The 25,360-nt window shown below is 47.5% G+C and carries 26 protein-coding genes; 11 read left to right on the top strand and 15 right to left on the bottom strand.

Going from position 1 to position 25,360, the window contains the following annotated elements:
• Positions 1 to 32: 32 nt before the first annotated feature.
• Genes LEPBO_RS0112665 through LEPBO_RS0112640 form a run of 6 tightly spaced genes read right to left on the bottom strand, consistent with a single transcriptional unit; the run spans position 33 to position 5,978 of the window.
• Entirely contained in the window at positions 33 to 731 is a 699-nt protein-coding gene (locus tag LEPBO_RS0112665; RefSeq protein WP_017287945.1) for an HAD family hydrolase, read from the bottom strand.
• Positions 732 to 778: 47 nt separating this feature from the next.
• Positions 779 to 1,633: a class I SAM-dependent methyltransferase gene (locus tag LEPBO_RS0112660; protein ID WP_017287944.1), complete on the bottom strand. Its 855-nt coding sequence runs from the start codon at positions 1,631 to 1,633 to the stop codon at positions 779 to 781.
• Between the two features lie 29 nt (positions 1,634 to 1,662).
• On the bottom strand, positions 1,663 to 2,340 hold the full coding sequence (locus LEPBO_RS0112655; RefSeq protein ID WP_017287943.1) for a TIGR04283 family arsenosugar biosynthesis glycosyltransferase: 678 nt from the start codon (positions 2,338 to 2,340) through the stop codon (positions 1,663 to 1,665).
• On the bottom strand, positions 2,337 to 2,924 hold the full coding sequence (locus tag LEPBO_RS0112650; protein WP_036045804.1) for a TIGR04282 family arsenosugar biosynthesis glycosyltransferase: 588 nt from the start codon (positions 2,922 to 2,924) through the stop codon (positions 2,337 to 2,339). Before LEPBO_RS0112650 ends, LEPBO_RS0112655 begins: the two co-directional genes overlap by 4 nt.
• A 21-nt stretch (positions 2,925 to 2,945) precedes the next feature.
• Positions 2,946 to 3,566 (bottom strand): flavin prenyltransferase UbiX, encoded by a 621-nt coding sequence (locus tag LEPBO_RS0112645; RefSeq protein ID WP_017287941.1) that lies wholly within the window; start codon positions 3,564 to 3,566, stop codon positions 2,946 to 2,948.
• A 45-nt stretch (positions 3,567 to 3,611) separates the two neighbouring features.
• On the bottom strand, positions 3,612 to 5,978 hold the full coding sequence (locus LEPBO_RS0112640) for a ribonuclease R family protein (protein WP_017287940.1): 2,367 nt from the start codon (positions 5,976 to 5,978) through the stop codon (positions 3,612 to 3,614).
• A gap of 458 nt (positions 5,979 to 6,436) precedes the next feature.
• Here LEPBO_RS0112640 and LEPBO_RS0112635 point away from each other — a divergent pair, with 458 nt between their 5' ends.
• Positions 6,437 to 7,129 carry a DsbA family protein gene (locus tag LEPBO_RS0112635; protein WP_017287939.1) on the top strand — a complete coding sequence of 231 codons (693 nt, stop codon included), beginning with the start codon at positions 6,437 to 6,439 and terminating at the stop codon, positions 7,127 to 7,129.
• Between the two features lie 14 nt (positions 7,130 to 7,143).
• Positions 7,144 to 7,578, top strand: a complete 435-nt coding sequence (locus tag LEPBO_RS0112630; protein ID WP_017287938.1) for a PPC domain-containing protein — start codon at positions 7,144 to 7,146, stop codon at positions 7,576 to 7,578.
• A gap of 83 nt (positions 7,579 to 7,661) precedes the next feature.
• Here LEPBO_RS0112630 and LEPBO_RS0112625 read toward each other — a convergent pair whose 3' ends face one another.
• Together LEPBO_RS0112625 and LEPBO_RS0112620 are read right to left on the bottom strand one after the other, a co-directional pair.
• Positions 7,662 to 8,000 carry a P-II family nitrogen regulator gene (locus LEPBO_RS0112625; protein ID WP_017287937.1) on the bottom strand — a complete coding sequence of 113 codons (339 nt, stop codon included), beginning with the start codon at positions 7,998 to 8,000 and terminating at the stop codon, positions 7,662 to 7,664.
• 209 nt (positions 8,001 to 8,209) lie between these two features.
• Positions 8,210 to 8,782 (bottom strand): hypothetical protein, encoded by a 573-nt coding sequence (locus LEPBO_RS0112620; protein ID WP_197693271.1) that lies wholly within the window; start codon positions 8,780 to 8,782, stop codon positions 8,210 to 8,212.
• Between the two features lie 236 nt (positions 8,783 to 9,018).
• Between LEPBO_RS0112620 and queF the strand changes: the two genes are divergently transcribed.
• The 4 genes from queF to hemN all read left to right on the top strand — a co-directional run bounded on the left by queF (position 9,019) and on the right by hemN (position 13,538).
• Positions 9,019 to 9,414: a preQ(1) synthase gene (queF, locus tag LEPBO_RS0112610; protein WP_017287934.1), complete on the top strand. Its 396-nt coding sequence runs from the start codon at positions 9,019 to 9,021 to the stop codon at positions 9,412 to 9,414.
• Positions 9,415 to 9,912: 498 nt separating this feature from the next.
• Positions 9,913 to 10,989 carry a magnesium-protoporphyrin IX monomethyl ester (oxidative) cyclase gene (acsF, locus tag LEPBO_RS0112605; protein ID WP_017287933.1) on the top strand — a complete coding sequence of 359 codons (1,077 nt, stop codon included), beginning with the start codon at positions 9,913 to 9,915 and terminating at the stop codon, positions 10,987 to 10,989.
• 11 nt (positions 10,990 to 11,000) lie between these two features.
• Positions 11,001 to 11,750, top strand: coding sequence for a biliverdin-producing heme oxygenase (locus LEPBO_RS0112600; RefSeq protein WP_017287932.1), 750 nt, complete (start codon positions 11,001 to 11,003; stop codon positions 11,748 to 11,750).
• Positions 11,751 to 12,140: 390 nt separating this feature from the next.
• A complete protein-coding gene (gene hemN, locus LEPBO_RS0112595; RefSeq protein WP_017287931.1) occupies positions 12,141 to 13,538 on the top strand; it encodes an oxygen-independent coproporphyrinogen III oxidase in 1,398 nt (465 codons plus the stop codon).
• A 91-nt stretch (positions 13,539 to 13,629) separates the two neighbouring features.
• Here hemN and LEPBO_RS0112590 read toward each other — a convergent pair whose 3' ends face one another.
• The 5 genes from LEPBO_RS0112590 to LEPBO_RS0112570 form a co-directional block, all read right to left on the bottom strand.
• Complete coding sequence (locus LEPBO_RS0112590) at positions 13,630 to 15,897, bottom strand: S-layer homology domain-containing protein (RefSeq protein ID WP_017287930.1); 2,268 nt, start codon at positions 15,895 to 15,897, stop codon at positions 13,630 to 13,632.
• Between the two features lie 174 nt (positions 15,898 to 16,071).
• Positions 16,072 to 17,244 (bottom strand): alpha/beta hydrolase, encoded by a 1,173-nt coding sequence (locus tag LEPBO_RS0112585; protein WP_017287929.1) that lies wholly within the window; start codon positions 17,242 to 17,244, stop codon positions 16,072 to 16,074.
• Between the two features lie 24 nt (positions 17,245 to 17,268).
• Complete coding sequence (locus tag LEPBO_RS0112580; protein ID WP_017287928.1) at positions 17,269 to 17,826, bottom strand: DUF924 family protein; 558 nt, start codon at positions 17,824 to 17,826, stop codon at positions 17,269 to 17,271.
• A gap of 131 nt (positions 17,827 to 17,957) precedes the next feature.
• Entirely contained in the window at positions 17,958 to 18,443 is a 486-nt protein-coding gene (locus tag LEPBO_RS0112575) for an allophycocyanin subunit alpha-B (protein WP_017287927.1), read from the bottom strand.
• Positions 18,444 to 18,608: 165 nt separating this feature from the next.
• Positions 18,609 to 19,076 (bottom strand): hypothetical protein, encoded by a 468-nt coding sequence (locus tag LEPBO_RS0112570; RefSeq protein ID WP_017287926.1) that lies wholly within the window; start codon positions 19,074 to 19,076, stop codon positions 18,609 to 18,611.
• A 571-nt stretch (positions 19,077 to 19,647) separates the two neighbouring features.
• On the opposite strand from LEPBO_RS0112570, the gene LEPBO_RS45075 reads away from it, so the two are divergent.
• The 5 genes from LEPBO_RS45075 (at position 19,648) to rpsD (ending at position 24,044) form a co-directional block, all read left to right on the top strand.
• Positions 19,648 to 20,667 carry a PEP-CTERM sorting domain-containing protein gene (locus LEPBO_RS45075; RefSeq protein ID WP_172410462.1) on the top strand — a complete coding sequence of 340 codons (1,020 nt, stop codon included), beginning with the start codon at positions 19,648 to 19,650 and terminating at the stop codon, positions 20,665 to 20,667.
• 131 nt (positions 20,668 to 20,798) lie between these two features.
• Positions 20,799 to 22,340 (top strand): asparagine synthetase B family protein, encoded by a 1,542-nt coding sequence (locus LEPBO_RS0112560; RefSeq protein WP_017287924.1) that lies wholly within the window; start codon positions 20,799 to 20,801, stop codon positions 22,338 to 22,340.
• A 78-nt stretch (positions 22,341 to 22,418) separates the two neighbouring features.
• Positions 22,419 to 22,754 (top strand): photosystem II reaction center protein Psb28, encoded by a 336-nt coding sequence (psb28, locus tag LEPBO_RS0112555; protein ID WP_017287923.1) that lies wholly within the window; start codon positions 22,419 to 22,421, stop codon positions 22,752 to 22,754.
• A gap of 119 nt (positions 22,755 to 22,873) precedes the next feature.
• Positions 22,874 to 23,377, top strand: coding sequence for a MogA/MoaB family molybdenum cofactor biosynthesis protein (locus LEPBO_RS0112550; protein ID WP_017287922.1), 504 nt, complete (start codon positions 22,874 to 22,876; stop codon positions 23,375 to 23,377).
• A gap of 55 nt (positions 23,378 to 23,432) precedes the next feature.
• A complete protein-coding gene (rpsD, locus tag LEPBO_RS0112545; RefSeq protein WP_017287921.1) occupies positions 23,433 to 24,044 on the top strand; it encodes a 30S ribosomal protein S4 in 612 nt (203 codons plus the stop codon).
• Positions 24,045 to 24,128: 84 nt separating this feature from the next.
• Here the strand turns inward: rpsD and LEPBO_RS0112540 are convergent, their stop codons facing one another.
• Together LEPBO_RS0112540 and LEPBO_RS0112535 are read right to left on the bottom strand one after the other, a co-directional pair.
• Positions 24,129 to 24,509, bottom strand: a complete 381-nt coding sequence (locus LEPBO_RS0112540) for a response regulator (RefSeq protein WP_017287920.1) — start codon at positions 24,507 to 24,509, stop codon at positions 24,129 to 24,131.
• Between the two features lie 97 nt (positions 24,510 to 24,606).
• Positions 24,607 to 25,305, bottom strand: coding sequence for an intradiol ring-cleavage dioxygenase (locus LEPBO_RS0112535; RefSeq protein ID WP_017287919.1), 699 nt, complete (start codon positions 25,303 to 25,305; stop codon positions 24,607 to 24,609).
• Between the last annotated feature and the right edge of the window lie 55 nt (positions 25,306 to 25,360).

Below are 25,360 nucleotides of genomic sequence, written 5' to 3'. Positions count from 1 at the left end.
AGCCGAACAATTTCAGGGATAGTCAATCAACCTTAAACCATTGCAGCTTGATAGCGTTCCTGAATGCGATCGAATTCCAAATCAATCAGATAATCGACTGTCCAATTTGCACACCGCTGCAACATATGAAACGGATAGCTGTTCGCCACCCCAACGACTGGAATTTTTGCAGCTTTTGCTGCTTGAATTCCAGCAAAGGTATCTTCGATCGCTAAACAGTTCTCTGCAGTGAATTGAAGGTCAGGAAAGGTCTGATTTAAGCGCTCGATCGCGAGTAAATATCCATCTGGTTCAGGCTTACTCACGGTTAAATCATCGCCCGATACAATCACGTGGAAGCGCGATCGTAAATTTGCTCGTTCTAGAACTAGCTCGATTTCAGATCGCAAAGCACCACTGACGATCGCAAACTTACAATTGGGCAGTTTGAACATTACATCTTCAATGCCAGAGTAGAGAGGGAGCCTTTCTAAGCTACTCATCTGCGCTACATAAGCTTTGGCTTTACGAGCAACTAATTCATCGAGATATTCATCAGTGATCACTCGTCCGCGCCGTTCTAGCAACTCTTGAATACACACGCGATCGCTCCGTCCCAAGCACAATTCGCGAAATTCGCCAGACTTAGGACGCAGATTTTCCTCAATGAGGATTTGTTCGAGAAGCTTATCGTGAAGTGGTTCATCATTGATGATCACTCCATTGAAATCAAACAGAACGGCTTTCAGCATACACGTAGAGATGATTCTCGCATCTTTTACCTTACACCCAAGCTTGCTCAAGCGATCGCCCAAGCCGATTGTTCAACATCGCTGAAGTTTTCAGATTCAGTATGAGGTAACGGTTTGACTCCATGCGTAATTTGATGGATCAACCAGAAGTCATGGCTTTGCACTGCCTCAAATCCGGCGGCTCCCATCCATGCTTCAATACTGTCGTTTGCGAAATCTTGGATATAAGGCTCTTCAAAAATCTGTGTTAGCCATTCAGTTTGTCGCAGGGTCTTCTGGCTGCCGTCTAGAATCAGAACTTCTCCACCTGTTCGCAATAATCGAAAGCATTCCTGCAAGATGCGTTTGGAAATTTGCGTGGGGGTTTCGTGGAACAATAACGATGCAGTCACGAGATCGAAGGAACCCTCTGCAAAATTCGTGCTTTCTGCTTTTCCATGTCGCCACTGAATGTCTAAATTCGCTTGTTTCGCTTTGTAATCGGCGATCGTTAACATGTAGGGCGACAGGTCTAATCCAATCACTTCTGCGGTCGGAAATGCTTGTTTTAGCATGAGTGTCGTTGAGCCAGTGCCGCAACCAAGATCGAGAATTCTCGACGGCACGCCTTGAATCGCATCGATCGCGGCTTGTCGCACCCAGGTTTCATTTGGCGGTAAGGCGTATTGCGTTATCGGATCGTAAGAGGTTGCTGCACCGATCGTGAGATAGCCGCCTTCGATACCATGAAAATTCTGGTCTTTGTAATAGCTGGGATAGCTCAGGTTCGGATCGGTCAAGCGATCGCAACCTGCTTTCCAATCAATGCTGTCGTGAAGGCGTTTCATCTCTTTTTCATCGATGAAGAGACGAGCGATCGGGGCAAGGTACTGCTCAAACAGGGTATCTTTGCGAACTGGCATAGGTGCAAACAACGCTACTGGTGCTTAGTTTAGCGAATTGTTCTCAGACCGGATCGATACCAAGCTTGAATTCGCGTGGGTGAAATGCCGATCAAATAGGCAAAAACTACGATTTGATTGACGATCGTGGTTCTGAAAACGCCAAGTTTCTGCCAGCGTCGTCCCGATGTAATCACAGGTTTAGGCAAAATCACAATCTTTCCCAATTGTTGCAGCGTCCTGACAAATTCAAAGTCTTCCATAATGGGTAGGTCAGGAAAGCCGCTGATTTTGTGGAAGGTTTCGGTTCTTAAAAAGAGTGCTTGATCGCCGTAAGGAAGTTGTAAATAACGCGATCGCCAATTTACGCCTTGCTCAATCCAACGAATTCCGGGTTGATGGGCATCAATGCTGAGTTGAAATGCTCCTGCAATTGCCGTCTTTAAAGCGTCTCGAATCATTTGATCAAAGCCATCTGGAAGCCTGGTATCTGCATGGAGAAAGAGCAGAATTTCGCCCGATGCGACCTTCGCTCCAGCGTTCATTTGAGTGGCACGACCGAGATTAGATTGGAGAACTTTCACCCCAAAAGATTGAGCAATGGCAACGGTTTCATCTTGACTACCTCCATCTACGATAATCATTTCGATATCTGTCGCTTGGATCGATAGCGTGTTTGGCAGGTGACGAGCTTCGTTGAGAACGGGAATGACGATCGAGATTTTCATGTCAGATATTGCAAATCTTCGGGGCGATCGATGTCGTGCAAAATGGGAAGTTCAGCGATCGACAATCCCAATCGTTTGACAATTTCTATCGTTTGCTGAAATACGATGTCTGTACTCCATTGAATATTTTGAAACACATCAGGTACAAACCGATTGCATCCAATCAAGTAATATCCGCCATCGGTTGCACCACCGATCGTGATCGGATGAGTTTTTAGATTGGAAAATGCTAGCGCTAAGATTTCGGATGTGAGGTTAGGACAGTCTGTGCCAATCGCGATCGCTGATTTTGCACCCTGATCAAATGCCGTTTGAAATGCATGAGTTAAGCGATCGCCTAAATCTCCAGAATGCTGTGGGTAATAGCAAAGATCATATCCAAGCCAATCTTGCATCTGTTCTAAAGTCCCACCTGTGAAATGAATGCAGAGCTGGCACGTGAGGCTACGGCATTTCTCGATCGTTCTTTCGGTCATTTGTCGATGCAGTTCAGCAGCTCCAACTTCTCCGAGTGCTGGAATGAGACGAGTTTTAGCTTTGCCCGCTTCAGGATACCGAGTGAAAACAATTAACTGTTCTTGCACAATCTCCCCACTCCCCACTCCCTACTTCCCACCCTCTTCCTTCCACCGCTCCAGTGGTACACAATCAATCTCAAACTGATCTAACGCCCGTGCCACCACAAAATCGACTAAATCCTCGATCGTCTGCGGACGATGATACCAAGCTGGAATTGCCGGAACAATCCGCGCTCCTGCTTCTGCTAAAGCCGTCAAATTCCGCAAATGAATCAAACTAAACGGGGTTTCTCTCGGCACAATGACTAGCTTACGTCCCTCTTTCAACTGCACATCGGCTGCGCGTTCTAGCAAATCGGAACTCAACCCCGTCGCTAATTTTCCGACGGTGCTCATACTGCAAGGCATAACCAACATGCCCAATGTCCGAAACGACCCACTGGCAATATTCGCACCGACATTTCCCCAAGGATGACAGTTCAATTTTCCAGCAGTTTCGACTCCCGCTTGATCGCGCCAAAATTGCTCCTGCTGGATTGGGTCTGGTGGCATCCGTATTCCCGTTTCTTCCTGCCACACCATGTAAGTTGCTTTCGATGCGACAAGCTCGATCGCGTAATCTGCTGACAAAAGGTACTTCAAAGCTCGGACGGCATAAATTAAGCCTGAAGCCCCAGAAACACCAAGAATGATAGGACGATTGACCACAGAGAATACCTAAATAAAAAATGCGGGACATGCCCGCATCTCTTATTATTCCTCACTAAACTCCTCATCGGGGAGGGCAGGTTCAGGTTGAAACTCAGATCGCTCTTCGGATTCAAATTCTTCGTCGGTCGCCTCACTGCCACCGCCGACTGCAATCAGGTCAATCTGCTGGCGGTAGTAATCGACGCTCTTGACTTGAACTTCAATGCGATCGCCAAGTCGATACTGCTTGCGATTCTTTCGTCCTACCAGGGTTTGCTGGCGCGATCGAAACTCGTACCAATCATCTTTGAGCGAACTCACATGCACGAGACCTTCGACGAGCAATTCTTCGAGTTCGACAAACAATCCATATGATTGAACACCCGTAATCAATCCGTGGAAGATTTCGCCTGTGCGCTCTTTCATCAACTCGGCTTTCTTCAAGCCTTCGAGGTCGTTTTCTGCGTCTTGAGCCACTTTCTCGCGTTCACTCACATGCACAACGACTGCACCGAAATGGCTTTCCAATTCTTGATGCACATCGGTCGGCAGCACATTCCAATTGATCTCTCCATGACAAGAGCTATGGCGTAAATCAACACTATCTTTCACACGAGAAGATCGACGATCGCGTCCTGCTTCAAAGACCGCATGTAAGGCGCGATGCACGAGCAAATCAGGATAGCGCCGCACGGGAGACGTAAAGTGCGTATAGCCTTGCTCTAATGCCAAGCCAAAATGTGGTTTCGGCTGAGAACTGTAGAATGCAGGTTTCATGGTCGAAAGCAACAAGTAAGTCAAAACTCGTTCTGCATTCGATTCTGCAAAGGCATGTGTGAAATTCTGATAGTCTTGTGGGCGAACTTCTTCTTCGTTTTCTAGCTTCAGTTCGATGCCCATGCTGACTGCTAACTTCACCAATTCCTGCACCTCTTCTGGATCAGGGGTGGGATGCACGCGGTAAACGCTAGGAACTCCCAGAGCAATCAAATGAGATGCAACGGTCTGGTTGGCCAGCAACATCAGTTCAACGATCATCGAGTGAATCGGGAGCGTTGCAGAAACAACCACTGCACCTAATACGCCTTCATCATCGTAGTGAAACTTGCTAAACGTAAATTTATCCGTTTCTTCTGGCGATTCTGAACCGTCAGGACGCGCATAAATTTTTTCTGGCAGGTTCAGTTCAAATGCGCCTCGTTGTCGTCGCTGGTCTTTGATCGCATGACTCAGCTTATCGAGCTGCGCCAACAGTTCAAAAATCGGCTCAAACTGCTTCAATTCTTCTGTGTGATTGTCTTTGAGAATCTCTTCTGCTTGGTGATAACTCAACTTGTAATCGACATTAATCACTGTGGGCTGAATCTCGAATTCCAGCACGCCACCTTGATCATCGAGTGTAATCAGCACTGAAACGGCAAGTCGATCTTTTCCGGGCTGAAGCGAACAGAGATTATCGGTGATCTGTTCGGGCAGCATCGGGACGACTAATTCACTCAGATAGACCGAAGCGCCTCGACGTTGAGCTTCGCGATCGAGCGGCGCTCCTGATCCAACATAGTGCGCGACATCTGCAATATGAATGCCCAAGCGCCAGTTTCCGCCTGCTTTCGTCTTCTCTAAGGTAATCGCATCATCGGCGCTATCTTCGTCGCTAGATTTGATCGTCAGCGTGGTCAGATTGCGTAAATCAACGCGGTTTTTCAACTCCGCTTTGGTCAATTTAGTCGGCAACTCTTTTGCTGCGGCTAAAACCGTTTCAGGAAATTCGCGCGGCAAATCGTGTTTGCAGCAGACAATATCAATATCGGCTGCGTCATCATCTGCGCCTAAGACTTTTGCGACTTTACCGAGGGGGGCATGTTGCCCGATCGGATAGCGTTTGACCTGCACATGTGCCAAATGATCGATCGCATTATCGAGTTGGATGCCATTTTCATTGACTTGCAGTTCAAACAATAAGCGATCGTCGAGGGGAACGGCTCGAAATTCTCCACTTTCGCTCTTTTTAATGCGTGCCAGAACCGAGGGATTTGCCCGTTCTAAAATTAATCTGACTTCGCCTTCTGGACTGCGACGACGACTGCCTTCCTTCGTCACTCGCACCAAAACGCGATCGCCATTCCAAGCATGATTCAGTTGGCTTTCGCGAATGTAGATATCTTCTGATCCTTCGACATCTTGAATCGCGAAGCAGAATCCCTTGCTTGAACAGCGTAACTTTCCTTCCACTACGCCTTCTTCTGGCACTCGACGATATTTGCCCCGTTCCTTCACGAGCACTCCGATTTTTTCGAGTGCGTCTAGTGCGATCTGTAAGCGTCTTAGGCTCGGTTCATCATGGCATTCCAGCTTTTTTTCGAGAGCTTTTGGAGCCACTAATTTATCATCTGTGAAGTTAGCGAGTAACTCAGCGATCGAGAATTCCATGAAGCGATTTGTCCTCGTGTGTTCTGCGTGGGGTGTGCAAATGGCTCTGAAGTCGTCACTTCACCGGAACCGAAGCTCGAATCAGTTCCGATTAATCAACAAGCCGATTCCCAGTTTTAACAGATAGGAAGCTGCGCACTTAGCATTGGCTCTATGAGGTTAAACTCCCGAAGTTGACCAAAATCAATCGATTCGGAATTTCAAGTCTCGAAAAGCGCCTGTACGAACATGTTGACAGGCCGAGCGTCGCTCATAGTTACACGACAGCCTGACCGCCAATGCGATCGCACCTTTACTATTGTTACTCAAGTTGAGCCTAATGACACATTGAATCTCGAACTTTTGCGGGTTCATGCGTCTCGGAAGTCTGAAGTTAAGCTATAGTGCGAGGACAGATTTGAGACGGAATCGTGATGAGAAGGCTGAAACAATTCGCGGGCTTGGTTATATTGTGTCTGATGTTAATCAGTTGCTCTTTGCCAGTGCAGGCAGATAGCAAGATTGATCCAAAATTTGAAGAACAAGTCCTGCAAGTGATTCGCAAAAATCCCCAGGCAATTCTGGATTCGGTGCAAGCTTATCAACGCGAACAACAACAAGAACAACAACAAGTTCAACAGTCGTTTCTCCGCGATCTCCAGCAGAATCCAAAATCGGTGATCGCTCAGTCTCCCACGAAAGGCAACGGTCAGGCTGTCTTGGTGGAGTTTTCTGATTTTCAATGTCCTTACTGCCAAGCAGCAGCAGGCACGGTGAGCCAGTTTGTAGACAAGTACAAAGATCGCGTCACTCTGGTTTATAAACATTTGCCGCTGACGAGTATTCATGATCAAGCCCTACCGGCAGCAAAAGCGGCTTGGGCGGCTCAGCAACAGGGCAAATTCTGGCAATATCATGATGCTTTGTTTGCGCAGCAGAAACAGCTGAATGAGGCGATTTATCCAGAGATTGCCAAGACTCTGGGGTTGGATGTGGCGAAGTTTAATCGCGATCGCGCGTCTCAAGCGGCAGAAACCACGATTGAAAAAGATCTTCAACTTGCAGAACAGCTTGGAATTTCTGGTACTCCGTTCTTTGCCATGAATGGTCGTGCATTTTCAGGGGCAGTCGATCTTGCTACCTTAGAGAAAAACTTAAACCAAGCACAGTAAGGAAAGGAACGGTTATGAAAGGATGGATGGCTTGGCTTTGTGCGGCTCCAATTGCGGTTTTGATGACGACCGCCGCAATGGCTCAATCGACTCGCTCCTATGCGCCAATCCCGCTGGCCCCTGGAAAAGAGATTAACGATCGCTTAACGGATGCCGATATTCCCACCGGGCAAGGCAATTTCGCACGCGATTATGTGGTGACTTTGCAGGCGGGAGAACAAGTGGCGATCGATTTGTCTTCGGATAGTTTTGATACGATCGTCACGCTGATGACCTCACAAGGGACAACCGTTGCCGAGAATGATGATGGTCCAGATGGGACAACGAATTCGCTCTTATTTACTCGCATCACGCGCAATGCGAATTACATCGTTCGAGTCAAAGCTTTCGGAGAAACGGCGGGCGGCCCCTTTAAGTTGAAATTGACTCGGCTGAAACCCGTTCAATAAATATAAAGGCGATCCAGATTCGGATCGCCTTCACAGCGAAGCAAGCCTTCTGAGTGTTTCAAAAACTCGGAAGGTTCGTGTTTTTAAACCGCTTCAAAGTTCTTTTCGCCGGTACGAATCCGAACTACTTGTTCAACAGGTGTGATAAAGATCTTCCCGTCCCCGATTTCTCCGGTTCGAGCCGCCACAATGATTTTGTCAACCACCATGTCTACTTGATCATCTTCCACCACAATTTCAATTTTGAGCTTCTGTAAAAACTCAACCGTATATTCAGAACCGCGATACCGTTCGGTCTGACCTTTCTGCCGTCCAAAGCCTCGGACTTCAGAAACCGTCATTCCCACGATTCCAGCATTGACTAATGCAATTTTGACTTCGTCGAGTTTAAATGGGCGAACAATCGCTTCAACCTTTTTCAAGCGCTTACACTCCTTAATCGTGATCTCTATAATTCGGGCATGAGACTATCTATCATTTCTGGTGAAGAGAATTTTGTAACGATCGCTACCGATCATTACCCGCCTCGCCGATTGTAATAGTATTTTTGAGTGTCGCATGAGCCACTCAAAATCGGAATTCATCAGTTGTAATTCGTAATTTCGGGTTGCTATTGGTTACATTCGAGAATTTATTTTGATGAAGGACTCAGCAAAGGACGCACCAGCAAGAAGCCAGCGCCGAAAGCAGTCACGACGATCAAAGCGATGACTAAGCCCAACATCCAACCGCTGAGTTCAAAATGAGTGTCTTGTTCTGGCTTAATTTTGCGCCGGGGCTTGCTATCTTCTTCGATTACCAGCTTCTCTTCAGGAAATTCGAGACTCGATGGAACGGGTTCTGGTTTGGGAGCAACGGGGATGCGGGGTGGCATGACCGGGATTTGGAAGGATGCAGCTTCGACTTCGGGCATCAAGTCGAGACGAGGTGCGGGTGGTGCAGCAGGATTAATTCCCGGCATTGCATTGGAGACTTGGCGGAGTTGGAGTGCTGCTTGTACCGTGCGTTCAATTTCTTGCCGCAATTGCTGATTCTGTTTTGCCAATTGCTGGTTTTGAATCTTCATGGCTTCCACCGAGTTCTTTGTAGCTTGAAGCTCAGCAATCACCTCGCGGTAGACTGAAATCGGTACAGAAGGGGCATATCCGGTTGCAGGAGCTTGAGGCGGCAAATTGATCGATCGATTAGGTGTTTTCTGCATCATGGGGTTCATAACAGCGAGAGTAATCTGACAAAACAGCGAGAAATTGTGATGCCCTCAGAATAGCTGCAATTGAATCAAGCAACGCATTTTTAGTCAAGATTTTTTCAAAAAGAAACGATTTTGTGAACGAATTTCGGGGATTGCGGAGATCAAGTACTCAAAAAACTTGAGACGCGATCGTGCCTCCGTGCAAATTCGATTGCTAAGATCAGTCAGTTCATTCAATTTCATAGGCTATGACGCAAGCGCAAGACCATCCCGAAGTAAAGTATGGCGAACGCCTGATCGAAGAGGGAAGTCTAATTACTTTCCCGAATCCTAGACCCGGACGGCGTTACACGATCAATATTACGCTGCCAGAGTTTACCTGTAAGTGTCCGTTTTCTGGCTATCCCGATTTTGCGACGATCTATGTGAGCTATGTTCCGGATCAGCGCGTCGTCGAACTGAAAGCAATTAAGCTGTATATCAATAGTTATCGCGATCGCTATATTTCTCACGAAGAAGCGGCGAATCAAATTCTAGATGACATTGTGGCAGCGTGTGATCCGTTAGAAATCTCGATTAAGGCGGACTACACGCCCCGAGGAAATGTGCATACCGTAGTAGAAGTGACGCATACGAAGGTATAAGTAGAATGCGGTTCGCTAACCGTCCAGAATTCTCGCTGAGCGTCTGAACTCGTTCTTCTTGATAGGGTGAGCGCAAAAAAATCCGTGTTCTGTCTTGTTCTAGCTTGCAGTTTAGGAGCGAGACAGAACCGATTCAGATCCTAAACTAACTTGAGCAGTAACTACTGGCTCTAACCTCGAAGTAGACATCCTAGTAAAGCAAACAGCACTTACGATCGAGCTTTTCATTTGAGCTAGTAATGATTGCTGCAAGAGTAGACAAGCAGAATGAGAGAAAGCAAAATCTTTTGCAAATTTAAGTGATGAAAGGTGGAAGGCTTCTAGGAGTGATGCCTTGCTTCAATCTCAGCGGATGTTTTAACAATTTGTTAGAAAGCCCTCTAACCTTGTGCTCATCTCAATGTTTTACTTGTGGTAACTATAGAGCAGAGCAGGTAACTCACTTGTGCCGCGATCGCAGATTCGGGGAAAGTAATTTCAGTCGTTATCATTCGCTCTATGGTCAGCACAGTTTCGAGATCCGACCTGCCAGAACAATCGCCTGGCATTAAAAAACCTGTTCAAGAAACGCTCTTAACTCCTCGGTTTTACATCACTGATTTTGATGCGGTTGCCCAAATGGATTTATCCGGGCATGAAGCAGAACTAGAAGCGGTCGTCGCGGAATTGCGAGCAGACTATAATCGTCACCATTTTGTTCGCAATGAAGAGTTTCAGCAAGATTGGGAAAAGATTGATGGTGAAACCCGGCACGCGTTTATTGATTTTCTAGAGCGCTCTTGTACTTCAGAATTTTCGGGCTTTTTGCTCTTTAAAGAACTCTCTCGCAAGCTTAAAAATCGGCAACCTTTACTATCAGAAGCGTTTCATTTACTTGCGCGCGATGAAGCTCGTCATGCCGGGTTCTTGAATAAAGCAATGGCAGACTTTGGCTTGACTCTTGATCTGGGCTATCTGACGAAAAATCGAACCTATACTTTCTTTCCGCCAGAATGGGTGATCTACACCGTTTACCTCTCGGAAAAAATTGGGTACTGGCGTTATATTTTGGTCTACCGCCATTTAGAACAGCATCCAGAACATCGGTTTTATCCTCTGTTTCGGTACTTTGAGAGTTGGTGCCAAGATGAGAATCGACACGGAGATTTCTTTAAAGCACTCTTGCGATCGCAGCCCAAACTCTGGAATTGCTGGAAAGCAAGACTGTGGGCAAGATTCTTTCTGCTGACTGTCTTTGCAACTCACACCTTGACTGTTTTAGAACGATCGACGTTTTACGACTCGATTGGCATTGATCCGCAAGAGTACAACAAAGCGGTGATTCAAAACACGAATGAAACCTCGAAACGGGCTTTTCCGAGCGTGCTTGATACGGATCATCCAGAGTTCTTCCCTCGGCTCGAAAAATGCGCGATCGCGAATCAGAAACTAGCAGAGATTTCGAGTCAGTCGCGCCCGAAATTCATTCAAACGCTTCAAAAATTGCCTTGGATTGCTGTGATCATTTGGCAACTTCTCCGCCTCTATTTCTTACCTGCAATTGATGCAGAAGCCTCTCGTCCTGTCATTCATTAGGAAACAATTTCATGAGTACTTTATCTGTCCGCTTACGAGAAGGAACCCAACGCTCTCACACCACAGCAGAAAACACTGCATTTATGAAATGCTTTGTGAAAGGTATTGTAGAACGCGAACCTCTACGGAAACTGTTTGCAAATTTGTACTTTGTTTACAGCACTTTAGAAGCAGCATTACAGCAGCACGCTCAAGATCCAGTGTTTGGTGCATTCTACTTCCCAGGGTTGAATCGAACTGCGAATCTGGCGCGCGATCTCGCATTCTACTACGGTGAAGACTGGCAAAATCAGATCGTTGCATCATCTGCGGGAATTGCATACTGCGCTCGAATTAAAACGCTCGCTGCTACTGATCCAATCTTGCTGGTTGCCCATGCTTACACCCGCTATATGGGCGATTTATCAGGAGGACAGAGTTTGAAAAATGTGATTCGATCTGCATTGTCTTTGCCTCCGAATCAGGGAACGAATTTTTATGAGTTTGAGCAAATCTCAACTCCTGAAGCTAGACGAGAATTCAAAGAGCGCTATCGTCAGATGCTAGATAGCCTGCCTGTAGACGAGAACACAATCGAACGGATTGTTGCCGAAGCAAACCTTGCCTTTGTGCTGAATCAAGATGTGATGCATGAACTCGAACCCGATGTGAAAGCAGCAATCGGAGAACATACCTTTGATTTACTCACTCGGCAGGATCGTCCTGGAAGTACAGAACGACGATCTCATGGTAGCGATCGTGAACCTGTCCTAGCTCCTTAACTTGAAGAATTGTTTGATGCGTGGAGTTTCGATTGCTTAAGAGGACGCTTTAAAAGTACAAAAAGCCTCTTCGTTCACGTTGTCCTCCTGCCCCGGAATGGAATTCCAGGGCTAGTAAAACGAAGTCCACTAAACTGGACTACACAGAGGTTTGAGCGATGCAGTCCTTTTAAGGACTGCGCACCGTTAGCCCTAGAATTCCATTCCGGGGCGGGTGAATGCGTCTCAACGATTACTTTTAAAGCATCCTCTAAGCAAATGCTCAACTTGCACAACCCGCAACGATTGTTGTGCAAAGTCGCAACCTCGCGCTAACAGAGGCAATTTTGTCCCTCAACCCTGCTGCTGCAAAACGGCTCGCCCATCCAAACCCATTAAAAATCCTTTCCAATGAAACAACTATCCCAAACGGTCGAGTTTGACGCGGCGCTCCTGAACCAGTACAACCTGCCCCTTCCCCGTTATACCAGCTATCCGCCTGCTACAGAACTTAGTCCCGACTTCGATCCTCATTTCTTCGACCGAGCGATCGACCTCGGCAATCACAAAAAAACGCCCTTATCCCTATACTGTCACATCCCTTTCTGTGAAACACCCTGTTATTTCTGTGGCTGCAATACGATCATTACTCAACGTAGAGAAGTCGCAGAACCCTACTTAGGTTACCTTGCCCGTCAAATCCGCCAAGTTGCTCAATCGGTCAGTTCTGACCGTCAAGTTCATCAATTGCATTGGGGTGGCGGCACACCAAACTACCTTGACTTACAACAGGTTGAATTTCTTTGGAATCGCTTCCATCGCTATTTTCGATTCGATGCCACAGCCGAACTGTCGATCGAGATCAATCCGCGCTATGTCGATCGTCATTACATTCATTCTCTAAGGCAACTCGGCTTTAACCGAATTAGCTTTGGAATTCAAGATTTCAATCCTGAAGTGCAAGTCGCAATCAATCGGGTACAGCCTGAAGCAATGCTTTTTGATGTGATGGATTGGATTCGGGAAGCTGGATTTGAAAGTGTGAACGTCGATTTGATCTATGGTTTACCATTCCAAACTTCAGCCACGTTTCAGCAAACAGTTGAGAAAACGTTAGCGCTTAATCCCGATCGCATTGCAGTGTTCAATTTTGCCTACATTCCCTGGCTCAAACCCGTTCAGAAACGGATGCCAGAATCGGCGTTGCCTAGTACTGTTGAAAAGTTCAAGATTCTGCAAAACACGATCGCTCAACTTACACAAAGTAACTATGTGTTTATTGGCATGGATCACTTTGCGAAGCCCAATGATGAATTAGCGATCGCCCAACAAGCCGGACAACTGCATCGGAATTTCCAAGGCTACACCACAAAGCCTGAGTCAGATTTACTCGGCTTTGGCATTACTTCTATCAGTATGTTGCAAGATGTTTATATCCAGAACCACAAGCGGTTAAGAGACTTCTACACTGCGATCGATGCTTCTGAGCTTCCGATTGAGAAAGGAGTGCTCTTAAGCCAAGATGACTTGATCCGACGCACTGTGATTATGGAACTGATGTGTCAGTTCCAACTTTCAGCAGCAGACTTAGAAGCAAAATATCATTTGGGATTCGATCAAGATTTCAATGATTACTTCGCGGATGAACTCTCACGTCTAGATGCGCTCGAAGCAGATGGACTGCTCAAGCGTTGGAGTGATGGCATTGAGATTACGCCAGTTGGACGGTTACTCATTCGGAATATTGCAGCGGTGTTTGATACCTATCTAGGCGATCGGAAAGCTCAAACTTTTTCTAAGTCGATCTAGTCGTTAAACGGCATTGATAGTGGGGAGTAAGGAGTAGGGAGAACCCAGGCTCGGATTGCTCCCTATTCCCCATCAAATTCGCTCTGCGGTTCTAGGCTGTCAAGATATACCCCGAATCTACTGCTGCTACTCGCCCGTCTCGAAGTAAGGTTTGATAAACCATGGCTGAGACATCCGCCCGTGTTGCTTCACGATTTGGATTGAACTGCTTTTGATTCGGATAGTTCACAATCATATCTGCTTGAGCCGCTGCTGCTACTCGATCTTGGAACGATTGTGGAATTGCATTGCGATCGTCTAACACTGCTAGCACATTCGGATTTGCAGGAGAGAGGTTAAATCCGCTGACCAAAGATAGCACCAACTGAAGCCGTGTAATGTTCTGATTCGGCTTAAATGTGCCATCTGGGAACCCGGAAATAAAGCCTGCTCGATACGCTTGCTCGATCGCGCTTTTTGCCCAGAAATCCCCAGGCACATCTGGGAAAGTGGCTAAATCGCGGCGCGGAGCCGGGTTAAAGGTTCTCGCAATGACAGTTGCATACTGAGCGCGAGTCATTGGGGCATCGGGTTTGAATGTGCCATCGGCAAATCCTTGGATAAAATTCTGACCAGATAAGCCCAAAATGAAATCCTTTGCCCAGTGATTCGTGACATCAACAAAGGCAGTCGTCGCAGTATCAGGATTGACGATGTAAGCAGACGCGATCGCTTGTGCCTGATTTGTCGCGACTAAAGCTTGATAGATAAAAGTCGTGACCTCAGCCCGCGTAATCTCCTGCAATGGACGCAATTGTGAAACATTCGGATAGTTCACGACTAATCGCCGCTGAGTTGCAGCCGCAATTCGCTCGCTCGCAAAACTCGGAATCTGAGCGCGATCGCTATACAGTGCCAGAGTATTTGGAGTTCCACCTGTAAAGCCTAGCCCGCTGACTAATGCAACGAGCGCTTGAGTACGGGTTAAATTCAAGCCAGGACGGAAGGTTCCATCCGGAAAGCCAGTAATAAAGCCCATGCGATTTGCTTTGGCGATCGCTTCAGCCGCCCAGAAATTCGAGGGCACGTCTGAGAAATTCGTGGCAGGTTGCTTGAGGGGCAGATTGAATGCTTTTGCCACGATCGCTGCAAATTGAGCACGAGTTAGCGGACTTTCTGGTTTAAACGTATTGTCTGGAAAGCCCGTGATCAGATTGCGAGCTACCAATGACTGGATAAATGCCTCAGCCCAATGCCCCCGAATATCCGTAACTCCAGCCGTTGGCGTTGGTGTGGGAGTTGGCGTTGGCGTTGGTGTGGGAGTCGGGGTTGGTGTGGGAGTCGGTGTTGGAGTTGGTATCGGTGTGGGAGTTGGAGTCGGGGTTGGTGTGGGAGTTGGTATCGGTGTGGGAGTTGGAGTCGGGGTTGGTGTGGGAGTCGGTGTTGGAGTTGGTATCGGTGTGGGAGTTGGAGTCGGGGTTGGTGTGGGAGTCGGAACTTGACTGACAATGAAATCAATTACGCCTCGGACTCTAGAGGGATTGATTTGGTTGCCAACAGAAGCGATCGACACATTCGTTCCGTTTTCGACATCAATCTCTGTATTGTCGCGAATAATGTTTCCGCCTGGGTCTTGACTGCTGCCTAAATTAGGCGAACCGCTGCCCACGATTGTCAGTCCAGAATCGGTATTTCGCTCGATCGTATTACCACGCAACACTGGACGTGCTGAATTACTCACAACAATTCCAGAGCGGTTTTCAAACAATCGATTCTCAATGATCAAGGGTGCGCCATTGTCGCCAACCGCAATCCCGTAGCCTGTGTTTTGACAGACGTTACGGCGCAATTCACCTTTTGCATTTCTAGAAATTGCAATTCCGTTGGCATCGTTTTGCAGAAAAACGCAATCTGATACGACCGGGTTTGCAGTTCCGGTCGCAAAAACGCCTTCTCGCTTACATAAAGTAAACGTACAATTTGCGATCGTCGGCGCAGTCGATTCTGACCAAACTCCACTACCACGAGTGTTCGGGTTGGTCACGGTCACGCCTCGAAGCTGAGCATTGGTATCGAGTCGGAAAGTCACATTTTGCCCTGCCCAAGTTGGACTCAGGTAAGTTCCACCGCCTTGTACGAGAATATCTTTGCCTTTTGTCGATTCATTACCGACAACCGTCACCCCTGCGGGAACGAACAGCGGAAACACCTCGCCGCTAGCGGCATTATAAGTTCCGGGAACAAGTTGGATTGTTGTCCCAGATCTTGCTTGTTGGAGCGCGCGGGCGATTGTTTTGAGGGGAGCGGCTTGAGTTCCAGCAGCGCTATCATTGCCGCTTGCAGGATTGACATAAAGAACAGGGGAGCTTACTTGAACCATAACGTCAGAGCTTTGTGATAAATGCTATTGGGTCTGAAACAAACACGAAACAGACAATTCCAGGAATACGAGAAAGTAATTCATGATACTCACTCGATCGAATGTGGACACCTATCCGTTAGAAATCTTTGAGTCAGAGAAAACGTCAATCCTGGAAGAATTCCCGCAGAATTGCTACACCCCAGGCACGATCGGTAAACCTGGATCTTGCTCAATCCGACCCAGATTCGTCATATTCGCCCGCCCAGTCGTCAAAAATCGGAACGTCTCCTGATACAAACTTTGCCAAAATCGATTACTCATGTTCTGGCTGACCTCAGTTGGATCAACCATCGGATGTGGCACTAAATCCTCACTCGGATATAAGAAGAACCGATGCCCTTCTCCCTCTCCTCCAATCCGCTGATAAAAATCCTGGCTCGTCTCAATATCCGCTGCATCTTCATTCTCAGTCAGCACTAAAAACGTCGGAATATTCGACAGCGATCGCACAGATTCATCACTCATCACGACTTGAGAGCCGAAGCGATCGGCAGCCGTCAAACAGCCGACTGGAAACCGCAACTTCTCATCCCAGCCCAACTCACTAATATCCAAAGGACCTGCTAAATTCACATATCGCCGCCGCTGTTCTCCATAAATCTTCAGCAACGGTGCATACGCGACTACTCCACGCACCCGCTCAGGTCGCGATGCTGCCAAGCCCAGAGCCACCGCGCCTCCCACTGATAAACCGACTGTGAAAATGGCTCCCGGCATCGCATCTAATTCTGCGAATCTCGCCTGAGCTTCAGTCAGATAGCGCAAATGCGAAGACGTGAAATAGCGATCGAAATCAGGATCATTATTCGATTCCAAGGATTTCACAATATCTAACAACTGCGGTTCGATCAGTAATAAGCGGGCGATCAATCCCATTTGCTGCATAAACCCTGGACGGGTTGCCGTTGGATTATGCGCAAAATTTTGGAGAAAAGTTTGCAGTACCGGATCTTTCTGAACTTTGTCTTTGAGCGGCTCTGCATATTCAGGTTTGAGATCGACTTGCGCCCAGTTGCGATCGGGATACATCAAGGCATGTCCTGCGATCGAAGGCTGATATACATTAAAGCCATTCTGAAAGAGATAATCTGCTAAACGCCACATTTGATGGGGTCTTGCGCTGAACCCGTGGAATATCATGACTGTGCCGCGAATCGGTCTTCCAGGTTCATGAAACAAATAGTACGGCATTGCCCCTTCTCGCCGATCAGGGTGCTGATTTAGGCTCGCAATATGCGCGTCGATCGCAGATTTAGTTTGATTAATTTGCTCAAGAGTTGGGATCGTTTCAGCAGCAATATTCATACAGATTCTCTACTCGAAAAGGTCTTAAAAGGACGATCCAGGCTGTTTCAGGAACTCAAGTTCTTCGGGGGTCGAAGGTCGATTGAGGATTAGATTGCGGTGGGGAAACCGTCCAAATCGTGCAATCACATCGCGATGCCGGATGGCATAGTCGTACGTATCTGCTAATTCAGGAATATCCCTGAAAGGCTCATATAAGCGCACCGATTCATTTTGGTCATCCAGATTTTCACTGTGTTCTAGCGGCAGGTAGAAAAAGAAGCGCTGCATCGGTGGGAGGTGCTGATCAAATCCCTGAGCGATCGCACATTGAGCCACTTGTAACGCTTTTGCATCGGTGGCAAACGATCGCGGCGTTCCTCGGAACATATTTCTCGGAAACTGATCCAGCACAATCACTAACGCTAAACTGCTTTCAGCCGCATTCATCCAATCCTCCAATTCGCCTAAAGCCGCTTGTTCATACTGTGAGAGAAACCGGGAGCGAATCTCTGCATCAAAGGCAGGATCTTTCTTAAACCAAGCCTCCCGCCGCTCGAGCGTTTCTCCAAACCAAAACTGCAACACTTCTGCTGTATTCATAAATCTTTCTCCCAATGGGTTCCGTAAAATTTCGGAATAATTTAAAAACAAATTCCCCGCCGTTTTCAGAAATGCCGCAAACTCTACCGCATCTCCGCAAACAGCGGGGAACTCAAAAACTTCCAGTGTCTCTATGACATTGCTTGAACGATGTAGTCGAAATAAGGAGCTGCTGCTGCTGCATCCTCATTGTTTAACAAACCAAGAGAAGCTTCCTTCAAACAGCGGATTGCTTCCGCCATTCCAGGAACCGGAACACCGAGCGCGTTATACATTTCCCGCGCCCCGATCACCCCAATCTTCTCGATCGGGTCAGTACTGCCGGCCAGTACCCCATACGTTACCAATCGCAAATACCAGCCATAATCGCGTAAACATAGCGCCCGCTCCCGATTGCCATAAGCGTTGCCGCCTGGGGCAATGAAATCAGGACGCTTCTGCCACAACAATTTGCTCGCTTGCTCAACAATCTTTTTCTCACTTTCAGACAGAGTCGCGGCGATTCGAGTCCGTTGCTCTCCGGTTTGAAAAAATTCTCTTATGCCACTCAATTCGCCGCTCGTTGGATAACGAAGCTCGTCGTCGGCTTGTAGGATAACTTGGCTAACTACGCTCATGTTTATATTGCGGTATCTCAGAATTCACTTTGTAGTGTACCGACTTTCGGGGACGATGCGAAAGAGGAAGTTCTCATTTTGCTTGACAAATCGTTACACTTCGTCGTGACATTGGATGGGAGAGACAGGAATGACCTTTCTATCTCCCTATCTCTCCCTATCCCTCTACTCGTCTGCGATCGCTTCTGCTTTGGTCACTACTGGAGGGGGAGCCGTCACTGCAGGTTCAGCTTTGACAGGCTCAGCTTTGACAGGTTCAGTTTTGACAGGCTCAACCTTTGCGGGTGCAGGAGCCGGAATCTCAAATCCTAACTGTGCTCTTGCCTGATTGAGCGTGTAATCTAAACTTGACTTGCCTGCGTTCAGGAGTGCTCTTCCCGTCTCAGAGGCAATCTGTTCGCTCGAACCTTCTAGCCCATTAAACCAGGCGCGTGTACTTCGTCCGGCTCCCACAGAAATTTTCCAGAACCAGTCCGCAAATACTAATACGAGGCAAAGCACTAGCCAAACCAGCAATGCCGTTTCTTTGATGATGGTCCAAGTCATGACCACTGCTGACTTGTAGGTATCAAATGTTTCAGGTGCAGTCAGCAACTTCCACAGCTTCGCAAATTGCGCTTGAATTTTATCCATAATTTTAATTTCGTCTCCTCAAACGTAATCTCTCCAAATTATCACCCGCACAACTAGATTCCGATTCAACAAAAATCTATCAATGCCTATCGATTGACAGATGCGATCGCATTCGGATCTCTCTAAACTATTGACACTATGCCAATCTCAACTTAAGCAGTGCGGGGTAATTCATTGAGATCCAGGGTGAAATGTTCAATTTCAACTGGCGAAATGGTTTCAGAAAGCTTGGGTTCTGCTTAGTTTTGGCACATGGTTCTTATTAACTACTCAGAATTGACTTGGATAGTTCCAGCGGCATAATCCTTAAATCAGATCTGATCTCCCGTAGGATTGATGTGGATTCTGCTCAAAGATTTTTATGCTTAGCGGAACATAATAATTGCGCTCTCACCAACCAAGCTAGGGAGATTCTGTCTGAATCGCTTTGAGATTCGGTTGTTTTATTGCTTGAGTGTAATAAATTGCTTGAGTGTAATAAAATGGGTGCGCCAGAGGTTAGTTTATTCAGTCCTTTCGTAGAGTTCAGCTTTAGATGGTGCCAGAAGATATTTCCACCTCAAGCAAGTGTGTGAGGAGACAGCCTTCATCCTGCTGTTCTCCAGAGGAGAACCTGAAATCGAATCGTCCGCATCGCCGGATTTCCTCGATCGCATTTGGTCTTTCGCTCGGTTGGTTGACGAGTAGTTTAGTGCTGCCTGCACGCGCTGCTGATATGTCGATCGGGAACGAAGGCATTCGGGCGAACAAAAACACAACCTTGCAATCAGAATTTGTTGAGTCGCATGGTGCTTACCAATCTACCTTTGGTGTCATCAACCTAACCACGAAGGAAAAAACTCCTCTCTTGGTCGAAACAAAGCCTGCTGATAGTCCAGACACAATTTTCCGCCCATCGACCAAAATTGATGACGCGGGAAGTGAGTTAGATTTTCCAGGCACTCCTGGGAATGCGGTTCCTGAACCGAGCAAGCAATACACGTTTCAGCCGAATAATGATTACGTGTTTTATCTAGAGTCTTCATATAACGGGCGACCGACTGGGATTTTGTATTCCACGGATAGCTTGAACCCCAATTCTGAACAGCACGTAAAATTTACGGGGAACATCAATTCTCTGTGTGAATCAGGCGGCATGACGTTGGGCTGGGATGATACTGGCTCTAGGATTGTTCGCAACCGGGATGCACAGGATCGAGATTATGACGATTTCATTGTGCGGATGCGGGATACAGCTTGTCCGGTTGGGGGGGGTGAGCCTCCACCAGTGGTTTCTCCAGTCGGTCCGGGTGGCACACCTGTGGGTCAGTTGCCTGTTGCCGCTGTGCCTACTGCGTCGGGCGGTTCGTTCTTGTTGCCAGCCTTGTTAGGCGCAGGTGCGATCGCGGGCTTAGCGGTCGGTTTGAGTGGGGATAGCGGCGACAGCGGCGGTGGTGGTGCTGTCGGTGGCGGCGGTGGCGGCGGTGGCGGTGGCGGCGGCGGCGGTGAGCCGATTCCCGAACCGTTGACCATCATGGGTTCAGGTGCAGCCGTTGGGTTTGCCGCTCTAATGCAGCGCCGTCGTTCTAAGAAGAAGAACAAGAAAGACTAACGCTGTGCGATCGAGAACGGTCGAGAGTATCCGAGAGGTATCACAGCCTCGAAACGTGAATAACTGTGATTTAATCTTCAGATATCCCCTCTTCATCATGAAAAGGGGATATTTTTTCAGGTGAATCGCTTATGTCGTGGACGATCGCAGTTGGGAACGTTGAGTCGGTTCAAGCCACTTGGAAAGAAGCGGGAATTGCGATCGTCGATGCAGCTTTTTCGGTTGGTGAACGTTATGTCGTGATCGGTGAAGAGTGCGAATGGACAGGATTTGAATCGCTCGATCGGCTTGATAAAACCTTTGTCGTCTGGGATCGCCAACTTCAACAAATTTGGATGATTCGCGATCGTGTGGGTCAGAAGACGCTTTACTACACGCGAACTGGTGAAACTCGCTGGATTTCGCCGAGATTGCGATCGCTGAATGCTTATCATTCGCGTGAGTTGGATTTAGTCGCACTGCGAGATTATCTTTCTTGTGCCTTTGTGCCTGGATCTCAGACCTTGTGGCAGCAGGTGCGCGAGGTACGACCCGGAACGTATCGGAATTTTCAAGAAGAAACGATTTATTGGTCGCCGCAAGAGCAAATTCACAACCTAGATGCATCGCTCGAATGGCATGGGCAAAAAGTACGATCGCTGCTCGAAGGCTTAATTGAGGAAATGTTGCCGTCGGGAGAGCCAGTTGGGGCATTTCTTTCGGGTGGGATTGATTCAAGCTGTGTGACGGCACTTGCTGCAAAATTACACGATCGAGCGGTGCATACGTACTCGATTCACTTTGGCGCACCGTATCCCAGTGAGTTAGAGTTTGCCAATCTCGTCGCCAAACATTGTCACACTCAGCATCATATTTTAGAGATTTCGCCAGAGATGATTTGGCAGATGTTACCGGAAACGTTAGCAAGTTTGGATGATCCGATTGGGGAAGGGCTGACCGTTCCAAATTTGGTACTGGCGCGCGCGGCGAAAGAATCGGTGAATGTCGTGCTGAATGGAGAAGGCGGCGATCCCTGTTTCGCGGGTCCGAAGAATAAGCCAATGTTGTTAAATCAGCTTTATGGCTCTGGTGGGAGTAAACGTGATGTTGAGGCTTATCTGACTTCGTTTCAAAAATGTTTTTCAGACTTGCCGACCTTGTTGAAGCCGGAGGTTTATGCCGCGATCGCACAAGCTCCTTCGGTGTTTGAATCGGATCTGAATGCACCTGTGGCTTATTTAAATCGATTGATGTTGCTCAATCTTAAGTTCAAAGGTGCGGATTACATTTTGACCAAAGTTAATGCGTTAACCGCAGCAGCGGGAATTACAGGTCGATCGCCGTTGTTTGATCCGCGCATGGTGGAACTGAGCTTACAGATTCCGCCCCAGTACAAACTGGCAGGAGCAGAAGAAAAAGCCGTATTGAAAGCAGCAGTGGCAGATTTGCTTCCCGATGTGATTGTGAATCGTCCGAAAAGCGGCATGATCATGTCGATGCAGCAATGGTTTCGCAACATTTGGCGACGACGAGCGAGAGCATTATTGTTAGACCGCAAGGCTGAAATTGCACCGTATATCAATCAAGCGATCGTCAAAGATTGGCTCGACTATCGCGGACAAGTCTGGCATCGCTACGGATTGAAACTGTGGTTACTCGTGACTTTAGAAATTTGGTTGCGAGTCAATCGGTAAAATGAGAGATTTTGTAACGTTCCGCAAAGATGGGAGAATAGAGAAAATCTATCTAGAAGTAAATCGCACGAAAAAATCATGGCAGAAATTCAATTTGCAAAAGGCATTGCAGAAGAAGTGATTCCCGATGTTCGCTTAACTCGATCGAAAGACGGGTCAAACGGGACTGCAACCTTTATCTTTGAAAAACCGAAAGCGCTTGAGGCTGAGAATACAGATAGCATCACGGGCATGTACATGATTGATGAGGAAGGCGAACTGGTCACTCGTGAAGTGAAAGCAAAATTTATTAATGGTCAGCCTGCTGCCTTAGAAGCCCTGTATGTGATGAAATCGGTAGAAGCATGGGATCGCTTCATGCGGTTTATGGATCGCTACGCTGAATCAAATGATTTAGGATTCACCAAATCATAAGTCGATCGGCAAAATGCTCATCCAATACGGTTCGGCTCCGTTTAACGCTCAGCCCCCGGAGATCGGGAGTTGAGCGAAGTCGAAACCTAACGGCAGATTGAACTTAGCTTTCTTACTTCATGTCTCATCAGCCTCATCCTGACTCTGGCGGGATCGCAGTCTCATGTGCTGTCATCACGGTCAGCGACACTCGAACTGCTGAAACCGATCGCAGTGGTCAACTGATTCAACAGCTTTTAACCCATGCAGGACATACAATCGCGCATTATGCGATCGTGCCGGATGAGCCGGATGTGATCCGTCATCAACTCGCGAATTTACCCGAACTCGATGCCGTCATTCTCAACGGAGGAACTGGGATCGCACCGAGAGATACGACTTACGACGCGATCGAGCAATTATTAGAAAAGACACTGCCCGGATTTGGGGAAATTTTTCGGGCACTGAGCTATGCAGAGATTGGCTCAAGAGCGATCGCATCGAGAGCGATCGCAGGTGTATCTGCGAATAAATTAATTTTTTCACTGCCCGGATCGACCAATGCTGTCAAGCTTGCCCTGGAAAAATTAATCTTGCCGGAAATTGTGCATTTAGTCACACAAATTCGATCTAAAACGCCGTGAGGCAACCTATACTAGAAAAGTTGTTTAAATCTTCGAGTCAAACGAGGAACTTTCAATGTCGCGATATCGAGGTCCACGCCTTAGAATTGTTCGTCGTCTGGGAACAGAACTGCCTGGACTAACCCGTAAATCTGCTCGTCGGGCTTATCCGCCTGGACAACATGGGCAAGCCCGTAAAAAGCGCTCTGAATATGCAGTGCGTTTGGAAGAGAAGCAAAAGCTCCGCTTTAACTATGGTGTGAGCGAAAAGCAGCTTCTTCGCTATGTGCGTAAAGCGCGTCGTGCAGCAGGTTCAACCGGACAAGTGCTGCTGCAATTGTTGGAAATGCGGTTGGATAATACCGTCTTCCGTCTGGGCATGGCTCCGACAATCCCAGGCGCACGTCAGTTGGTCAATCATGGTCACGTCACTGTGAATGGAAAAGTTGTAGATATCGCAAGCTACAACTGTCGTCCGGGTGATGTGGTTGCAGTTCGCGATCGCGATCGCTCTCGCAAATTAGTCGAAGCTAACCTGCAATATCCAGGATTGTCAAACTTACCGAGTCACTTAGAATTCGATAAGAACAAGATGACGGGTAAGGTGAATGGTGTCATCGATCGGGAGTGGGTCGCACTTCAGATCAACGAACTGCTGGTCGTTGAGTACTACTCACGTCAAGCTTAGAATTTTTTTCAAAATCGATATTCTCCGCGGCAATTGAATATCTATTTGACAGCCTCCCCTGTTCCGTCAACAAGGGAGGTTTCGTTATTTTGGCTCAGAATCTTGCTGGATTTTGCAAGTGTATGACTGCATCGATCGCAACACATTGCTCAATGCCGTCGATTTGAACAGAAAACCATTTGCCCCGGCAGCAAACGCCCGTGAAGCATCATCAGATTGCCCAATCAGCACAATCCAAGGTTTCTTTTCTGCTGGATTGATCTGCAATTCATCCAAAATACCAAAGCCATCGAGTTCTGGCATACTCACATCACAAAGAATCAGATCGGGTTGGTGATCCTGGGCAAGTCTCAAGCCAATAAAACTATCCCAAGCCACTATCGTCTCAAATTCATCTAAAGCGAGCCAGTTTGTTAGAGCCGATCCCAAAGCCGCATCGGCAGCGATAATTAAAGCCTTTCTCATTTTGGATTCATATGCCTCAATCAAGGATTTAAGTCGAGCGACATTCTCGGAATAAACGATTGATTGGGAAGTCCTCAAGCCATACTAATGTCGCGCTTTACGCAGTTTGTAGTCCAATCTCAAAGGTTGCAGCATAGCCTTGAGTGGTTTTAGTCGGAGACAGCAGGAGCTGATTCCCACCCTCTTGAAAGATCCCGTCTTCGGCGTTTTTGATCGATCTCTGTCCTCTGCTGGCATAGGGAAGCCCTGCATGAACTTGATCCGTGAGCGCATCGTCAAAATACAGTTGGGACGTAAATTCTGCCCCCGTTGGAGTACGAACTTTGAAATGAATATGCACAGTTCGACCTTGATACCAGCCTGGATAGATCGTTAGAAATTCAACATTTCCAGCCGCATCAGTGGTTTGATAGCCCCGGAGAAAATTCTGTCCAGTCGTATCACGAACATCCGAGTAAACGCCATTCGCATCACAATGCCAAATATCGACGATCGCGTTTGAAATAGGCGTACAACTGCGATCGCTGACCTGAACAATATTGAGCTTTAGTTGCAGGGGAACCCCTGCTTTGACTGCGCTACTTTTCGAGTCGGAGCGAATATCAGAGCGATTCAGCTTTTCATCGACAAAATAGGGGCCTTCTGTTTGTTGCGGTCGAACCGTACAAGCCGGAGGCGAAGATTGTGCAGAACTCATTCGCCTGGGAAGACAGCCCACTAAAAGCGCAGTAGCAGTCGATCGTAGAACAATCAAGGCAGTCCGACGACTGAATTGAGCTTTGAGAAACCTTTGCATGGGTAGAATCTGAGCGGTAGATAGAAAACAATGTTCAGCAGGATCTCAATGAGAG

Source organism: Leptolyngbya boryana PCC 6306 (assembly GCF_000353285.1).
Classification (GTDB): Bacteria; Cyanobacteriota; Cyanobacteriia; order Leptolyngbyales; family Leptolyngbyaceae; genus Leptolyngbya; species Leptolyngbya boryana.
Note: the sequence above shows the minus strand (reverse complement) of the source record. Positions and strands in the feature narration are given on the sequence as shown.

Excerpts from the sequence above, each read along its gene's own strand:
- LEPBO_RS0112665 (WP_017287945.1), bottom strand. The coding sequence starts at position 731 with ATGCTGAAAGCCGTTCTGTTTGATTTCAATGGAGTGATCATCAATGAT.
- LEPBO_RS0112660 (WP_017287944.1), bottom strand. The coding sequence starts at position 1,633 with ATGCCAGTTCGCAAAGATACCCTGTTTGAGCAGTACCTTGCCCCGATC.
- LEPBO_RS0112655 (WP_017287943.1), bottom strand. The coding sequence starts at position 2,340 with ATGAAAATCTCGATCGTCATTCCCGTTCTCAACGAAGCTCGTCACCTG.
- LEPBO_RS0112640 (WP_017287940.1), bottom strand. The coding sequence starts at position 5,978 with ATGGAATTCTCGATCGCTGAGTTACTCGCTAACTTCACAGATGATAAA.
- LEPBO_RS0112635 (WP_017287939.1), top strand. The coding sequence starts at position 6,437 with ATGTTAATCAGTTGCTCTTTGCCAGTGCAGGCAGATAGCAAGATTGAT.
- LEPBO_RS0112630 (WP_017287938.1), top strand. The coding sequence starts at position 7,144 with ATGAAAGGATGGATGGCTTGGCTTTGTGCGGCTCCAATTGCGGTTTTG.
- LEPBO_RS0112620 (WP_197693271.1), bottom strand. The coding sequence starts at position 8,782 with ATGATGCAGAAAACACCTAATCGATCGATCAATTTGCCGCCTCAAGCT.
- queF (WP_017287934.1), top strand. The coding sequence starts at position 9,019 with ATGACGCAAGCGCAAGACCATCCCGAAGTAAAGTATGGCGAACGCCTG.
- acsF (WP_017287933.1), top strand. The coding sequence starts at position 9,913 with ATGGTCAGCACAGTTTCGAGATCCGACCTGCCAGAACAATCGCCTGGC.
- LEPBO_RS0112600 (WP_017287932.1), top strand. The coding sequence starts at position 11,001 with ATGAGTACTTTATCTGTCCGCTTACGAGAAGGAACCCAACGCTCTCAC.
- hemN (WP_017287931.1), top strand. The coding sequence starts at position 12,141 with ATGAAACAACTATCCCAAACGGTCGAGTTTGACGCGGCGCTCCTGAAC.
- LEPBO_RS0112590 (WP_017287930.1), bottom strand. The coding sequence starts at position 15,897 with ATGGTTCAAGTAAGCTCCCCTGTTCTTTATGTCAATCCTGCAAGCGGC.
- LEPBO_RS0112585 (WP_017287929.1), bottom strand. The coding sequence starts at position 17,244 with ATGAATATTGCTGCTGAAACGATCCCAACTCTTGAGCAAATTAATCAA.
- LEPBO_RS0112580 (WP_017287928.1), bottom strand. The coding sequence starts at position 17,826 with ATGAATACAGCAGAAGTGTTGCAGTTTTGGTTTGGAGAAACGCTCGAG.
- LEPBO_RS0112575 (WP_017287927.1), bottom strand. The coding sequence starts at position 18,443 with ATGAGCGTAGTTAGCCAAGTTATCCTACAAGCCGACGACGAGCTTCGT.
- LEPBO_RS0112570 (WP_017287926.1), bottom strand. The coding sequence starts at position 19,076 with ATGGATAAAATTCAAGCGCAATTTGCGAAGCTGTGGAAGTTGCTGACT.
- LEPBO_RS0112560 (WP_017287924.1), top strand. The coding sequence starts at position 20,799 with ATGTCGTGGACGATCGCAGTTGGGAACGTTGAGTCGGTTCAAGCCACT.
- psb28 (WP_017287923.1), top strand. The coding sequence starts at position 22,419 with ATGGCAGAAATTCAATTTGCAAAAGGCATTGCAGAAGAAGTGATTCCC.
- LEPBO_RS0112550 (WP_017287922.1), top strand. The coding sequence starts at position 22,874 with ATGTCTCATCAGCCTCATCCTGACTCTGGCGGGATCGCAGTCTCATGT.
- rpsD (WP_017287921.1), top strand. The coding sequence starts at position 23,433 with ATGTCGCGATATCGAGGTCCACGCCTTAGAATTGTTCGTCGTCTGGGA.
- LEPBO_RS0112540 (WP_017287920.1), bottom strand. The coding sequence starts at position 24,509 with ATGAGAAAGGCTTTAATTATCGCTGCCGATGCGGCTTTGGGATCGGCT.
- LEPBO_RS0112535 (WP_017287919.1), bottom strand. The coding sequence starts at position 25,305 with ATGCAAAGGTTTCTCAAAGCTCAATTCAGTCGTCGGACTGCCTTGATT.